Below are 13,775 nucleotides of genomic sequence, written 5' to 3'. Positions count from 1 at the left end.
GAAAGACGCTATGTGGCGTCTTTTTTCTTTTCTAGAAGAATTTTGCGGTAATTGAAATTATGTGGATCGTTTTTTTTGAGGTGTTTTAGCGGTATATGAAATTATATCAGCGATTTTTTGAATATATCAGCGATTTCCGAAATATATCGACTTACCGACAAAAATTGACAATACTAACCTACTTCCTCTACTACTATACAAAGTAAAAATGACCTTTCATAACTCACTATGAAAGGTCATCTCCATATTTTAGCTATTTCCCTACTAACACAAACACATTCTCATCAGGTGCTTCCATTACTGCAACATGTCCTGATTCCGTTGGAAATGGTTCGCGAATCCATTTTACATCTTTATTATCTTTTAAACTTTCATACGTTTGTTGTACATCTTCTACTAATACTTCCACTTCCGTAAAATTAATATCCGGATGATTGCTTATTACTAACTCCGAACTTTTCTCATCTGGAAATTTCAATCCTATTAACGTCCAAATAGCTCCTTCTTCTATTTCTCTTTCTATCATCCAGTTTTGCTTCATTCCCATTTCTTTATAGAAAGAAACTGATTTTTCTATATCTTTCGTATGTATAGATACACATTCTAGTTTTTTGAACATTTTCCTATTTCCCCCTTCATGAAAAAGCGAACCATCTCCCAATGATTCGCTCTTACCCTATTATTTTTTCTTCACCGGTATCCAAAGCTCTACTTGTGCAAACTCACTCTTATCTTCGTGGCAACGCTCATCGTACAGTTCAAACTCTGTAACTCCGCAATGTTCATATCCTGAATGCGGGAACCATTCTGAGAATACTGCATTCCAAGTTTGGTGAATAGACGATACCATTTCTTCATGAGGAACTTTCGGCGTTGTAAATACTGCATATGTTGCTGCCGGGAAAGTACGCTTTGCAATTTCATTTGGTACATTTTCAAAATCTGTAACTTCCATTCCGATAATATAAGTGAAGTCTCCTGTTTCTAAATTAAAATCAGTACATAATCCAAGCTCTACCCATTGACTCGTATCTTTACGATTCGGAATCGTCGTTCCAAGATCTTTTTGTAAATATTCTTGCCAAAATACTGGAATGTCTTGATGGTTTTTCCCTTCTTTACTTGTCGTCTTCAGTTCATAACCCGCCACTAAAAATTCTGGTTTATTTACAATACGATATTCCATTTGTATGCCTCCTAAATACGGATTTAATTTTCTTTGCTTTACATTCACTCGGTAATACATCGGTGTTTCGATTTCTTGTTTTCGATATTCACTCGGTGTCATTTGAAATAATTTTTTAAAGGCTCTCGTGAACGTTTCGTGAGATTGAAAGCCATGTTCAAACGCGATATCAATAACTTTTTCATCCGTATGAGAAAGTTGATAAGCTGCCCGGGCTAACCTCCTCTTTCGAACATACTCCATTACTGTATCACCTACTAATGCCTGAAATACACGATGAAAATGCGACTCAGAAAAACCTGCAATGCGAGCTAAATTACGCAGCGTTTGTTTTTCCATTACATCTTCCTCAATATAATCAATTGACCTTTGAATTTGTGTTTCATAGCTTTCCATCTCTGTTCACCCGCCTTATATGTATTATGATAAAAGAGAACGCAATCCAATTCTTGACGTTTTTTACTATAATTCCATAAAATATTGTAACTTTTTTATATGTATTTCGTTGTTATGTATGAAGGGAGGGAAATTAGTGAAACGCAAACAATCATTAGAAGACATTTATTCAGATCATATGCATGATTTATTTCGCTATCTTCTCTCCCTAACCGGAGATTCTCATTTTGCTGAAGATCTCATGCAGGAAACCTTTTACCGCATGCTCGTCCATATTGATTATTATAAAGGCGAAGAAATTAGGCCGTGGTTATTTACAATAGCCTACAACGCCTTTATCGATTGGTATCGAAAAGAAAAAAAATATAAAACAACTATAGTGGAAGAATTCCATTTACCAAACGTGCCAAGTACAGAACATGAATATTTCGTAAAATTTGAGATCGCTAGTTGGTTAGAAAGTTTATCTTCTCTTCCGCTCGAAAGACGAAATGTCCTACTACTACGAGATTACTACGGATTCTCGTATAAAGAAATAGCAGAAATGACCGGTCTCTCATTAGTGAAAGTGAAAATTGAATTACACAGGGGACGGAAAGAAATGAAAAGCATAAAGGAGTGATACGGATGGGGTGTACAGAATTTAAAAAACTATGGAAGAAGTATGAAAATGGAACGCTCACGCATGATGAACAAGAACTGTTAGAAAGTCATATTGAGTCATGTGAAGAGTGTGAAGCTTACTTAGATGAGCTGTTAACAAAAACAGAACCAATTAAGAAAAAGTTACCTCCAAAAGATCTTAAAGTTCCTTTTTGGAGGATTAAGTGGAAACATCGTTTACAAACGTTTGGTTTTATATTATCAATTTGCATCGTTATCTATATAATCGGCGGGGTATTATCAGCCTTTTATTTTCAAGCTAATAATGATAAAAGGCTAGAAGAAATTAGAGAGGTTCCTTCGCTTGCACTTGAAGCAACGATCCCAAATAGCCGTGTTATGGGGGGCGGAACAAGTGTAGAAGCTTTTTTCCGTACGAATAGCCAATTTGATTTAGTACGAACCGTCGGTAAAAAAGAAATGCCCCTCGGTACAATAGAAACAAAAAGCTTCTTATCATCTGTAGATGTTACGAAGCGAACTTGGATGAATCCGTTCTATCAACCAAAACTCTTCTTTGTTCACCCAAAAACAGAGCAGGGTGATTATTTAAAGGATTCATCAAAAAAAGTATGGGATACACTTGCAAAAGTACATGATGGAACCGTTGCAGAAGTAGCAATTTCTTTTGATAAAGCTTACACTTTAAAAGAATTAGAACCGCTTTTATATAGCATATTTGAAGCACAAGAACTCCCTCCAACTCCTGTATGGTACGCTTTAGATACAGGACAAGAAAGAAAAAATGTAGATGACTATATCCTACATGGCGGAGAAGCTATAGGATTTCCAGAACATGTAAGATTCCTCGATAATGAAACTGACGGGCAGAAAACGCAAGAAGACAAAGTAACCGAAATGATGCGCGTCCTTTCTATCCATAAAAAAACGGTAAGCAAAATAGCAGCACTTTCTGAGAAAGAACTAAATTTAGATAAACGTTATCAATATGTAAAAGATAACGGTGTAAAAGTATACGGAATTGTTATTACTGGCCCGTCGAAAGAGTTATTAAAATTACAAAACTCCCCGCACATACGTTATGCGACTCTTGGAGATATTGAGATTTGGAATTGGTTTGATAATTAATAAAAAAGTCGCTAAGAAATTAGTAACATCCTACTTTCTTAGCGACTCTTTCAACATAGTACAAACTGCATATATATTTTATATTTCACTAACCGAATCCGTAAATAAAGCATGGAATACGTTAACTTCTCCCATACGTAAACATTCCGTTTCAATATCAGATATTGCCGTTCTAGCAACCTCACGCTCTACTCTTACAAATCCTTTTGTATGCATTCGTTTTTCAAATTCACAAATGGTATCCATTTCTACATCGATTGTTTCAAAAGTCCCTTCCCTTACATCTTCATCATATTTTGTTTTTAATACGTAGTAATAATAATATTTATCAAGTAAGCTAACAAAAACTCCTAAGTCAAGACGCTCACCTCTTGATTTTCGTATCCAATCAATATCATCATTTAACATCGGTTCTCTTCCATTTAACAACACGTTATATTCTAAACAATTATATAGGTTTAAATCTGTACAATCTGATACATGGTAATCACAAAATGTTGACTCGATTAAAGACAAAACTTCCTTTTGAGAACTTTCGTTTTCTATAAATGTTTCTTTTAGCTCTACAAATCGTTTATGCTCTTTAGATTCTTCGTACAATTCTTCTTCTTTCATAATATTTTTTGGAAAGAATTTGTAAACTATTTCTTTTAATTCATTCATCATTTCAGACTTCGCCGTTTTAGCCATTTTGTAAATCCCCCTATAAAAAAAAGAATTCTCACTGCAATAAAGAATCATAACCCAAATATGTTATTAATTAACAAATATATTATATTAAAATAAATAATATGATTCAATTCTGTTTTTTAAAAATTTTTCTGTTATAATGTCTAATTCCGAACATTAAATGTATATCATTATAAGAATTACAACAAAAAACGACAAAATTCTTTAAATTAACTTAAAAAATATAAAAATCTATATATAAAGAACGAAAGATTCTAAAGCGTCTATTAAAAATATTTATTATTTTTTACACATTAAAAATTAGTACTTTTTTCACAAATTATTATCAATAGAAAACTTTACAATTTTATTTTTTTACCATAAAAGGTATTTTTATGATAAAATGAAATAGTATCGTAAAAATGTAACACATTTCTATACGAACAACCCTTTAAAAGAAAAAGGTGTCATCATAATTGATGACACCTTTTTCTTTTAAATCAATTTCACATACATCCCTCTCACCGCTTTTTCATAAGCAATATCACTCATCTGTCTTATTTTTTCTGATACAACAGATGACTGAACAATTTTCCCTTCACGAAGTAACGGCGGATCAATACGACGCACTTTATTTTTCTGATGTAAATCATAATCGTTTCTATCTTCTTTTACTTTTACATTTGGATGAACTTTGCTTAATAAAGCTTCTACTTCGGGGTCATTACATTGCTGCAATTTCGAAATAAGCTCCTCATCTTCAAGAAGAAAATCATCTGCATGAATAATCCTTTTATGAAGAGCTACCTTTAACGTTTTCGCTAACATATCATTTCCGTAAACATTCATTGGTTCCATAAAGAAATCGATTACTTCTTTGTAATACGTTTCTGTAAACCATTCCGCTATTTCGATATTTTGAAGAACCATTTTCCCCTCTACTTCGATGACATCCTCTAAAAAACTATGAACTTCTTCTAAAGAAATATATCCGTATGTATACATATCTCGTAACGTATAATCCACTCGATCTGCGCATAATTCGGGCGCTGACCTTTCCAGTAACGTCCACTTCAAATCATCTAATAAAATATCTTCATAGTTATAACCATGCCTCGCAAGGATCGCTGGAATTTCTGAGTTTTTCACGACAGAACTAAATATCTCTTCATGATAACTTTCATTTTCGTTATCAAAAACGTAATCAATCACGTGAGAAAAAGCAGTATGTGATACGTCATGCAGTAAACCTGCAATTTGTTCCTCTACTGAACCACCAAGTTTCTTAATTAACAACATAACACCAACTGAATGATCAAAGCGCGTTACATTCCATTTCTCGTTCATTAAGTAACTTGCGCCTGCTTGATGAATTCCCTTTAGTCTTTGCACAGGCTTACTTAAAATTAATTCTTCTAGCACTGCATCCACTTCAAATTTTCCGTATAGTACATCTGATATGATCACTTACAATCCTCCTTTTCAAGCAAAGTCTTTTTATACTATCTCTTTTTTGAAGAAGCGTAAATATACTATTCTGTAATTTGAATATAAATGTTTTGTTTTTATAAAAAAAGCAGGTTCTCCTATTCTTATCAAGTTCAATCATAAAAAGAAAATATTTTCACACCCCCTCTTTTTTGTTTTAATAGATTTATACATACATATTTATTAAAGAAAAAAGCAACGAATAGAGTCAATTAGAGACTGACTTACAATTATAATATGAAAGGTCGGATAACTATGGACAGTTATTTCCCAAAAGCGGGGAAGTTAATTGGCGGTATCATTATGCTTATTATTTTGCTTTCATCTCTTTGGCTTATATGGATCGGAGAAACGAACATTCGTTACAGCGGGGATCATAAGAGCACGATGCCTTTTTGGTACAAGTGGATCCCTGTTATTGTCGGTATACTCCTTGTCCGTTTCCTACCATTTCATCATAAAAACTATAATCCCCTTCAACAATTTGAACCAAGGCGCATCATAATTCAAACTGCTATCTTATTCTTAAGTGGCTCCCTCTTCACGATTTGTCTTCTCACCACGAACTTTGAAGGAATGGCATTACAATTGTGGTTTATGATATTTAAAATTATTTTATTATTATTAACTCCATTAATGCTGCTTTTGTTTTATAAAAATAACCCTGAAAAAGAACGACCAAAGTCAGTAAAATTAACAGGGGATAATAGATGGTATCGGTTTACACCACTTATTGTCATTATAATCTGGGGTTACTTCAACTTCTTTTCTATATTCTCTACACCATTTGTTTCAATGAAAATGGAACCGACGATTTTAATCTCTATTTTACTTGTAGGGTTTCTTATAAATAGTGTACTTGAAGAGATTTTTTATAGAGTTTGGTTGCAAACACGTTTGGAATTATTACTAGGTACTTGGCCGGCTATTCTTCTTACATCATTGTTATGGGCAAGCTGGCATATCGCATTACATGGCTCTGGTCATTGGGATATTGATACAGCTACGGTCATTGTGAACCTTGGTATCGTAGGTCTATTCCTTGGATATTTGTGGGCGCGTTATCGTAAGGTATGGGTAATTATTATTATTCATGGATTAATTAATGCACATCCACAACAACTAATTGAGATTATATTTAAGTAAAGAGCGCGATTGAGAAATAAAAAATAAAAGGGATTATACATGATTAATATGTATAATTCCTTTTATTTAACCTTATTCAAACGTAACTTCTACCTGCACAATCTCCGACCTACTACCAAGTCTAAGCGGTGGTCCCCAAAATCCAAATCCAGAAGAAACAATTGCGTGGAACGCGCCTTTTTGTGCGTATCCCCAGTCTAGCTCGTACATTCTTCTCGTTACAATATGATTGGGCGCCATTTGTCCGCGGTGCGTATGACCGGATAACAATAAGTCTACACCAGCATCCGCTGCCTGTTTCAACTCAAATGGCTGATGATCCATTGCGATAACTGGCATGGATTTAACCACTGTACTCATAAGTTTTTCAAAGCTTTGGCGATCTCGCTCTGTTTTATCTCTTCTTCCAACGAGATAGAAATCATCTTCAATGGTGATTACTTCATCTAAAAGAATACGAATATCAATCTTATCCATCTCTTGTAAAAACTCTGGAACCGCTCTGCCGTAGTATTCATGGTTTCCTAATACGCCATATACACCTAATGGTGCTTTCATTTGTTTCATGATTGGTCCCATATTCTTTTGAATGAACACACCTGGATGATCATCGATAATATCACCTGGCAGCAAAATAATATCAGGTTCCATCTCATTTACATGACGAACAAGTCTTTTTAAATGTGAAACGCCAGACAGTTTACCGAAATGCATATCAGAAGCCATCGCAATGCGTAAACTTTTACGCCCCTCTACTTTTTTCGGTATGTGCACTTCGTACTTTCTTACTACCGGACTATACGCATTAAATACTCCGTACGCAAAGATAAAGATAAATGCAGCTATCACAGCCGCCCCTGTCCAAATAATTGCTGCTTCTTTCTCTACTGAAAACTGTAAAAGAAAGACCATAATATCAGCTAATGGCAACAACATAAGTGCATATTGTATAACCGCAAACCAAATCGAACCTATCGTTCGCAGAAATGGCAGAAACTTAAACACTTGCACGAGAATGTACGCATATGAAATAAATGCGACTATGAAAGCATAATATCCCCAAGATTCCCAGCCAAATACCGCATGAAGCCAAACCCATCCGTTCCAGCCGATGTAAAACATAAGTAGTGTGTATATAATTAATATGGTAAATATATTGAGATAACGAAGATTCTTCACAGCCAGCCTCCTTATTGATTTCTTCTATTATAACTTGTTATGCACTTATAACGTAAATATTAAGCACTTCAATCTTCCCAATAAAAACATCGATAAACATATCGTCTTAAAATTTTTAGGAACGGCTGTAATCGGCATTTTAGAGTCTTACGTGTTGGATGAAATTCTATTATCTTTATCCTTCAAAACTCACCTATGCAATTATGCATATACATCTATTCCGTTTTATTTTTATGTTACGATATAAATGCAATACGACATATATCGACAAAGATAAAAGGAAGTGATTGTATGAAACGTTCTAAAACATACTTAAAATGTTTAGCATTATCCGCTGTTTTTGCTAGTAGCGCTGTAACTCTTTCAACACCTGCTGCTTATGCTCAAACAACATCACAAGTTGTAACAGATATCGGACAAAACGCAAAAACACATACGAGCTATAATACATTTAATAATGATCAAGCTGATAATATGACAATGTCTTTAAAGGTAACTTTTATCGATGATCCAAGCGCAGATAAACAGATTGCCGTTATTAATACGACTGGTAGTTTTCTAAAAGCAAATCCTACTATAAGTGATGCACCTATTGATAACTACCCAATCCCTGGTGCTAGTGCAACATTACGTTATCCTTCACAATATGATGTTGCATTTAACCTTCAAGATAACAGCGCTCGTTTCTTTAACGTAGCACCTACAAATGCTGTAGAAGAAACGACTGTAACATCTAGTGTATCTTATCAACTTGGTGGTTCTGTTAAAGCTTCTGTAACGCCCAATGGCCCTAGCGGTGAGGCTGGTGCAACTGGTCAAGTCACTTGGTCTGACTCTGTAAGCTATAAACAAACTAGTTATAAAACAAATTTAATTGACCAAACAAACAAAAACGTAAAGTGGAACGTATTCTTTAACGGATATAACAATCAAAACTGGGGTATTTACACACGTGATTCTTATCATTCTTTATATGGAAACCAACTGTTCATGTACTCTCGCACATACCTATATGAATCTGATGCAAAAGGTAATTTAATACCGATGGATCAACTTCCAGCATTAGCAAATAGCGGGTTCTCTCCTGGTATGATTGCTGTTGTTATCTCTGAAAAAAATACAGATCAATCTAACTTACAAGTCGCTTATACAAAACACGCCGACGACTACCAACTTCGTCCAGGCTTCACATTCGGAACTGCAAACTGGGTTGGAAACAACGTAAAAGACGTTGATCAAAAAACATTTAATAAATCGTTCACACTAGATTGGAAGAATAAAAAATTGGTAGAGAAAAAATAAGTAAAAAAAACGAAGGGACTATTTAGACTCTTCGTTTTTTACTTATTCATAATAAGATCCCGCGAGTAATACCGTCGCTATGAAATTCTATGATATATTTTTAGGCATCTCTTCACCTTTATTTTGAAAAGCACCATCACAATCATTTAGCCATGCTTCCAATGATTCTAACGTTATATTCTCCCACTCATCTTTATTTTCTTTAAAATCTTTTTGAAGATAAAACAGGAATTCTACTAGTTTTTCTTTTGAATCTACACCATTAGCTAACTCATAAATATCCATATTATTACTCCTTTCAAATACAAGTAAAATCCGCAATCTCTTCAACACAAAAACATTCTTTTTTATAAAATGCTATCTTGTTATTAAAGATAGATTTCTTTTTTCCAACTACTAGATTTAGATTGAACTACTATTAGATTTTCACTTTCCCATTTTAATGTACCCAAAAATCTTGCATACACCATTTCATTCCCTACCTCTTCCACCAATAGTTGATCTCGAATCTTTAATCCCTTTTCATCATACACTTCACATCGTAGCTGGAAACCTTTAACACGATGAATTCCTTTTAATATCGCTATCTTCTTACGGCTTGGGCTTTTCTTAGGTGTCTTCCCAACTAAAAATATCCCTTCATAGTTTTGCTTCACAATCTCTTCTAAAGTTTCCTCTATATACCCTTTAACAATAGATGATGAAAGAGTAGAGTTTTCTTCAAGTCCAGGGACAACATATTGGCGTACTAATTTGCAAAACTCTTTGTATTTCTCTTCAACTGAATTTAATGCTAAAAAGTCCATAAAATCATATGGAACATATATACGAATTTCACCCAAAGCTCTATTCACTTCATATGAAATATCAGTGTTTTCATTAGCTAAACAAAAGACAGTTACTTTTTCAATCTCTCTTAATCCCATCTCAAACTCGCTAACTTTCTTTGAGAAAATTAGCTCAAAAATTCTAATTTCATGTACAAGCAAATAATGTTTTTTAGGACGTTTTTTTTTCCAATCGTAAAACTTTACTTCAAGCAATATAATTCACTCCTTTAAATTTATCACCATGCATCGGGGACCTATGATACCTTTTATTAATTTATTAAACTGTACTCCTTTTTCATTCTACCTTATCTATATTTTTAATATGCTCTACTCACAACGCACACGGTGACATAACAGCCATAAATACATCACTTCTCTCACCTGGTGCCATATACATTCCTTCTGCATCTAAATATTCAATAGAAAAGGCTGCTAGCTCATACGCCATTTCTTGATCGCATTCAAAAAGTGGATTTATAAAAACCTCACTTCCTGTAATCTTTTGTAAATCTTTCAAACAGTTAGACTTACTTCTTGTATAATCAGCCACATTCTCATTAGCCCAAGACCACATCCAACTGTTACTCTTTCCAGACCAGGCCCCTATAAAAACAACACTAAATTCAAGTAACACTTGACCATTTTTTTTAAACTGTAATATACATTGATCTTGATCATACCAATACTCATCAAAGTTATCGATATTATAATCCGAAATGAATTTTTGCTGTTTACTTTCTAATTTGTCATAACACATATCAAGATAATTTTCGAATTGTTCATCCGTCATTGCCAATTATCACACGCTCCCTTCCTTCAAGATCTCCGCTACAAACAATATATCTTACTCTCTCAAAACCTATATAAAGTGAAACTTTAATTAACCCTTACCAATCGGGCTTTTACCAATAGCCCCCCGCCCACATATCATATACGTTTCTATCACTAAGATATCTTAATATATACAAAGAAAGAAGAACTTATATAAGCCCTTCTTTCCATAAATAGTTTCTTTACTCCGTCTAATTTATTTTATCACGATAAATAAATTAGACATTATACAAATGCACCCCAACCATCTGTATATCCACCAAACTCTTCACCCAGTTTATTCAATTCCTTTTGCATCTCTACAATATCCTCATAAATTAAGAACATTTCTTTAGAACAAGTACATGTCCAATCTTCAAATTCTTCATTATAATCTAATTCACAATTTAAGCCCAGCTCTTGTAGTCTGCCAATTATTTTTTCTCCATTACCTTGATCAGGAATTGCAATAAAGAAATCTACTATATGTTTTTCATTAAAATCTATACCTTGTTTATATAACATATTTAATACTTGTCCATCTTCATCTTTTGGGAATTTCATTATTTCTTCCCTTTTCTATAGCATATAATAAACCTTCATTTGGAACAAAAAATATTCCATTACTTAAAGTCCTCTTTACCCGTTATTTTTAAGTTTTTTCCATTCTGTATACCTAATATCGATCACTTCTTTTAATTTAAAGTAATTTTCCCAAGTATCTTGCACTTGATATAATGTATCACACTCTAAAAATACATCATCATAATCATCTAAATATAAACCTTTTTCAAAATCAAAATAATCTATTGCAAATTGATTCCCTTCATCATTTAACATGTCATCGCTTAAAACCCCATCCCAGAACATATAAACTTGAGTCCCAGTCATTTTTCTAAGCTTAAATTTATTAATTTCCTCTTCGGTCTCTTCTAAAAATTCATCACTAAATAAATTATTATCAATAATCCAACCTAAGAACATTCCAGTATGTACAAATGCTTGCTCCATCGGTAATTCTTGTGGGAAATCTCCTTCATAATGATATTTAGCTTTATCGTAAATTATTGTTTGGAACAAGATTCTCACTCCTATTTCACATAATATAATTGAGCTCAAATAAATAATTCTTTGATACACTTTTTAAAAAGGTAAGTTGACTAGACTCTGTGGGGTTTTTGCTTCCAAAGGCTAAGTCTATCGCTACTGCTCAAGGTTACAGTGCACCATCATCACTCGCAGGCACTATCTCAAACCGGCTAAAATTCGATATGGGCTTTCCAGTATTATAAAACCTGTAAATAAAAACCCCTATAAGTTACATTCGAAGTTTGTATCTAATCATAAAAACGTCAAATGTTTCCTTCTAGGGGCTACCAATATTTATGATTAATAGAAAATCTAGAGTTTAATGTTTTTCCAACCAGAAAAACCAGATATAAACAATTAACCCCACTATAATCACGAAAATGAATAACTAACCTTGTTTATCCTAGATTCATATTAGAAAGAAAGTTTTCAAATAACTCCAATTCAAATTTATCCCTCGTCTTTAAATACTCTCTCTTTTTCTCAATGATTTGTTCTAATATCTCTTCTTTATTTAATAACAAGGCTAATCCAATAACATTTTGTGCTCGCGTCCCATCAAATATTGTCCCTATTAATCCAGCCTCATCATCATCTCTTACACATAAATCAAATACATTTTCCATATCTACATACTTATCAATATATGGAATGAAGTATTCCTTAACTTCTTTTAAAATATCCATAGTAACAGGTAAAATATCTTCTTCCTTTTCAACACGCCACCTTTTTTGCTCTCTATAGACTAAATTCCCTAAATCAACTCCAATTGTATAGGTCTCCTTTTTCTCTCTAATTGTTAAACCGTCAGCCCATTGATTTTTCATATTTTCTAATTCATCAAAACGAATTCCCACATCCACCGTCACATCAAAATCTTCTAGGTGATTGATAAAGGCTAAATGTATACCGATTTTTCCTTTATCAAATTTTTTCACCAGGTCTTGTTGTGTAATTCTAGTCTTATAACCGTTTTCTTTTAATGCTTCACCTAGACCTTGCAATAACTTTAATTTTAGTTCTTTTCTATTCATAATAACTATCCTCCTTACTTAGGGGTGACAACAACGGTTCGTATTCTACGAACTTGGTCTTTCAATCTATAAGGGGCATTCTTCCCTATAATCTTTCCTCCCTGTTTCCTCATTAGCTTATCCTTTTTTAACTGCATCGCAGTTCTTCTAGCATTACCAGCTTTAACTTCTACCACCAGTAATTTGCCACGAGGTGTTCTAACTAAATGATCAACCCTTCTAATACCTTTAGAAGTACGAACACTAACTTGACTTCCTAATACATCATATCCCTTTTTCTTTAATGCCGATTTTGCAAGTTCCTCAGCCCTTGCTCCTGCTCTTTTATTAGCTGCTAATGTAGCTCTTTTTTTCGCTTTTCTTGCTGCTTGTTTTGCTGCTTGTTTTGCTGCATAACGTGCTACATGAGGGGCAGCCATCCTTGCACCCGCTATTACAAGTGGAGCAACAGGTATATTACCATCTGGATCTATCAACATTACTGGATTATTATCTACATACGTATACCCATTCATTGTAACCGGATCATCTTCATCACCTGGATCAGGATCCACCGATAAGAACACACCATGGTCTGGATTATAGTATCTCGCAATCAGATAATACATACCAATCTCTTTATCATACATGTATCCCGCATATCCAAATGGATTATCTGCTGCGATACCTTTTGTGTCGCTCTTTAATACGTTACCCCACGAATCATATTCATACGTTGCTACAACTTCTCTATTTTGATCTGTCATCGCAACGACATCACCACGTGGGTTGTAGTGGTAATATAATGTTTGTCCTTTTGATTTCATGGCTAGTCGTACGCCACTTGTCGAGTATACATATTGACGAAGAACATTTCCACTACCATCTGTCTCATATAATGGGTTAATGCTGTCT

The 13,775-nt window shown here is 33.9% G+C and carries 17 protein-coding genes; 5 read left to right on the top strand and 12 right to left on the bottom strand.

Going from position 1 to position 13,775, the window contains the following annotated elements; genetic code table 11:
* Positions 1–253: 253 nt before the first annotated feature.
* Positions 254–619 (bottom strand): VOC family protein, encoded by a 366-nt coding sequence (locus DOS87_RS05840; protein ID WP_000473636.1) that lies wholly within the window; start codon positions 617–619, stop codon positions 254–256.
* Between the two features lie 60 nt (positions 620–679).
* Positions 680–1,582: an AraC family transcriptional regulator gene (locus DOS87_RS05835; RefSeq protein ID WP_000446842.1), complete on the bottom strand. Its 903-nt coding sequence runs from the start codon at positions 1,580–1,582 to the stop codon at positions 680–682.
* A 136-nt stretch (positions 1,583–1,718) separates the two neighbouring features.
* Between DOS87_RS05835 and DOS87_RS05830 the strand changes: the two genes are divergently transcribed.
* Both DOS87_RS05830 and DOS87_RS05825 read left to right on the top strand, forming a co-directional pair.
* Entirely contained in the window at positions 1,719–2,204 is a 486-nt protein-coding gene (locus tag DOS87_RS05830) for an RNA polymerase sigma factor (protein ID WP_044783508.1), read from the top strand.
* A 5-nt stretch (positions 2,205–2,209) separates the two neighbouring features.
* Entirely contained in the window at positions 2,210–3,334 is a 1,125-nt protein-coding gene (locus DOS87_RS05825) for an anti-sigma factor (RefSeq protein WP_029442105.1), read from the top strand.
* Between the two features lie 78 nt (positions 3,335–3,412).
* Here the strand turns inward: DOS87_RS05825 and DOS87_RS05820 are convergent, their stop codons facing one another.
* Both DOS87_RS05820 and DOS87_RS05815 read right to left on the bottom strand, forming a co-directional pair.
* Positions 3,413–4,024 (bottom strand): hypothetical protein, encoded by a 612-nt coding sequence (locus tag DOS87_RS05820; protein ID WP_098578114.1) that lies wholly within the window; start codon positions 4,022–4,024, stop codon positions 3,413–3,415.
* 474 nt (positions 4,025–4,498) lie between these two features.
* Positions 4,499–5,470 (bottom strand): HD domain-containing protein, encoded by a 972-nt coding sequence (locus DOS87_RS05815; RefSeq protein WP_086390229.1) that lies wholly within the window; start codon positions 5,468–5,470, stop codon positions 4,499–4,501.
* Between the two features lie 276 nt (positions 5,471–5,746).
* Here DOS87_RS05815 and DOS87_RS05810 point away from each other — a divergent pair, with 276 nt between their 5' ends.
* Positions 5,747–6,637: a CPBP family intramembrane glutamic endopeptidase gene (locus DOS87_RS05810; RefSeq protein ID WP_086390228.1), complete on the top strand. Its 891-nt coding sequence runs from the start codon at positions 5,747–5,749 to the stop codon at positions 6,635–6,637.
* A gap of 72 nt (positions 6,638–6,709) precedes the next feature.
* Here DOS87_RS05810 and DOS87_RS05805 read toward each other — a convergent pair whose 3' ends face one another.
* On the bottom strand, positions 6,710–7,816 hold the full coding sequence (locus DOS87_RS05805; RefSeq protein ID WP_086390227.1) for a metallophosphoesterase: 1,107 nt from the start codon (positions 7,814–7,816) through the stop codon (positions 6,710–6,712).
* A gap of 34 nt (positions 7,817–7,850) precedes the next feature.
* Between DOS87_RS05805 and DOS87_RS30470 the strand changes: the two genes are divergently transcribed.
* Together DOS87_RS30470 and cytK2 are read left to right on the top strand one after the other, a co-directional pair.
* Positions 7,851–8,063, top strand: a complete 213-nt coding sequence (locus DOS87_RS30470) for a hypothetical protein (protein WP_050842825.1) — start codon at positions 7,851–7,853, stop codon at positions 8,061–8,063.
* Between the two features lie 44 nt (positions 8,064–8,107).
* Positions 8,108–9,118: a beta-channel forming cytolysin CytK2 gene (gene cytK2, locus DOS87_RS05795; RefSeq protein ID WP_016082529.1), complete on the top strand. Its 1,011-nt coding sequence runs from the start codon at positions 8,108–8,110 to the stop codon at positions 9,116–9,118.
* Between the two features lie 87 nt (positions 9,119–9,205).
* Here the strand turns inward: cytK2 and DOS87_RS05790 are convergent, their stop codons facing one another.
* From DOS87_RS05790 to DOS87_RS05760, 7 genes are all read right to left on the bottom strand, one after another.
* Positions 9,206–9,403 carry a DUF7660 family protein gene (locus DOS87_RS05790; protein ID WP_069355186.1) on the bottom strand — a complete coding sequence of 66 codons (198 nt, stop codon included), beginning with the start codon at positions 9,401–9,403 and terminating at the stop codon, positions 9,206–9,208.
* An 83-nt stretch (positions 9,404–9,486) separates the two neighbouring features.
* Positions 9,487–10,161 carry a hypothetical protein gene (locus tag DOS87_RS05785; RefSeq protein ID WP_150158231.1) on the bottom strand — a complete coding sequence of 225 codons (675 nt, stop codon included), beginning with the start codon at positions 10,159–10,161 and terminating at the stop codon, positions 9,487–9,489.
* Positions 10,162–10,279: 118 nt separating this feature from the next.
* Positions 10,280–10,744 carry a DUF6882 domain-containing protein gene (locus tag DOS87_RS05780; RefSeq protein ID WP_098577930.1) on the bottom strand — a complete coding sequence of 155 codons (465 nt, stop codon included), beginning with the start codon at positions 10,742–10,744 and terminating at the stop codon, positions 10,280–10,282.
* A 260-nt stretch (positions 10,745–11,004) separates the two neighbouring features.
* Positions 11,005–11,322, bottom strand: a complete 318-nt coding sequence (locus tag DOS87_RS05775) for a ribonuclease E inhibitor RraB (RefSeq protein ID WP_141402226.1) — start codon at positions 11,320–11,322, stop codon at positions 11,005–11,007.
* Positions 11,323–11,397: 75 nt separating this feature from the next.
* Complete coding sequence (locus DOS87_RS05770) at positions 11,398–11,838, bottom strand: DUF7832 domain-containing protein (RefSeq protein WP_000487868.1); 441 nt, start codon at positions 11,836–11,838, stop codon at positions 11,398–11,400.
* 407 nt (positions 11,839–12,245) lie between these two features.
* Positions 12,246–12,881: a hypothetical protein gene (locus tag DOS87_RS05765; protein WP_208730223.1), complete on the bottom strand. Its 636-nt coding sequence runs from the start codon at positions 12,879–12,881 to the stop codon at positions 12,246–12,248.
* A 14-nt stretch (positions 12,882–12,895) separates the two neighbouring features.
* Positions 12,896–13,775 (bottom strand): RHS repeat-associated core domain-containing protein (locus DOS87_RS05760; RefSeq protein WP_208730222.1); only part of this gene is annotated, 880 nt, incomplete at its 5' end.

This window comes from Bacillus sp. CR71 (assembly GCF_003429245.1).
GTDB lineage: Bacteria > Bacillota > Bacilli > Bacillales > Bacillaceae_G > Bacillus_A > Bacillus_A thuringiensis_S.
The sequence above is the reverse complement of the archived record's forward strand: the minus strand, read 5'-3'. Positions and strand labels throughout refer to the sequence as shown.

Coding starts and splice junctions, on each gene's coding strand:
- DOS87_RS05840 (WP_000473636.1), bottom strand. CDS start 619: ATGTTCAAAAAACTAGAATGTGTATCTATACATACGAAAGATATAGAA.
- DOS87_RS05835 (WP_000446842.1), bottom strand. CDS start 1,582: ATGGAAAGCTATGAAACACAAATTCAAAGGTCAATTGATTATATTGAG.
- DOS87_RS05825 (WP_029442105.1), top strand. CDS start 2,210: ATGGGGTGTACAGAATTTAAAAAACTATGGAAGAAGTATGAAAATGGA.
- DOS87_RS05820 (WP_098578114.1), bottom strand. CDS start 4,024: ATGGCTAAAACGGCGAAGTCTGAAATGATGAATGAATTAAAAGAAATA.
- DOS87_RS05810 (WP_086390228.1), top strand. CDS start 5,747: ATGGACAGTTATTTCCCAAAAGCGGGGAAGTTAATTGGCGGTATCATT.
- cytK2 (WP_016082529.1), top strand. CDS start 8,108: ATGAAACGTTCTAAAACATACTTAAAATGTTTAGCATTATCCGCTGTT.
- DOS87_RS05790 (WP_069355186.1), bottom strand. CDS start 9,403: ATGGATATTTATGAGTTAGCTAATGGTGTAGATTCAAAAGAAAAACTA.
- DOS87_RS05775 (WP_141402226.1), bottom strand. CDS start 11,322: ATGAAATTCCCAAAAGATGAAGATGGACAAGTATTAAATATGTTATAT.
- DOS87_RS05765 (WP_208730223.1), bottom strand. CDS start 12,881: ATGAATAGAAAAGAACTAAAATTAAAGTTATTGCAAGGTCTAGGTGAA.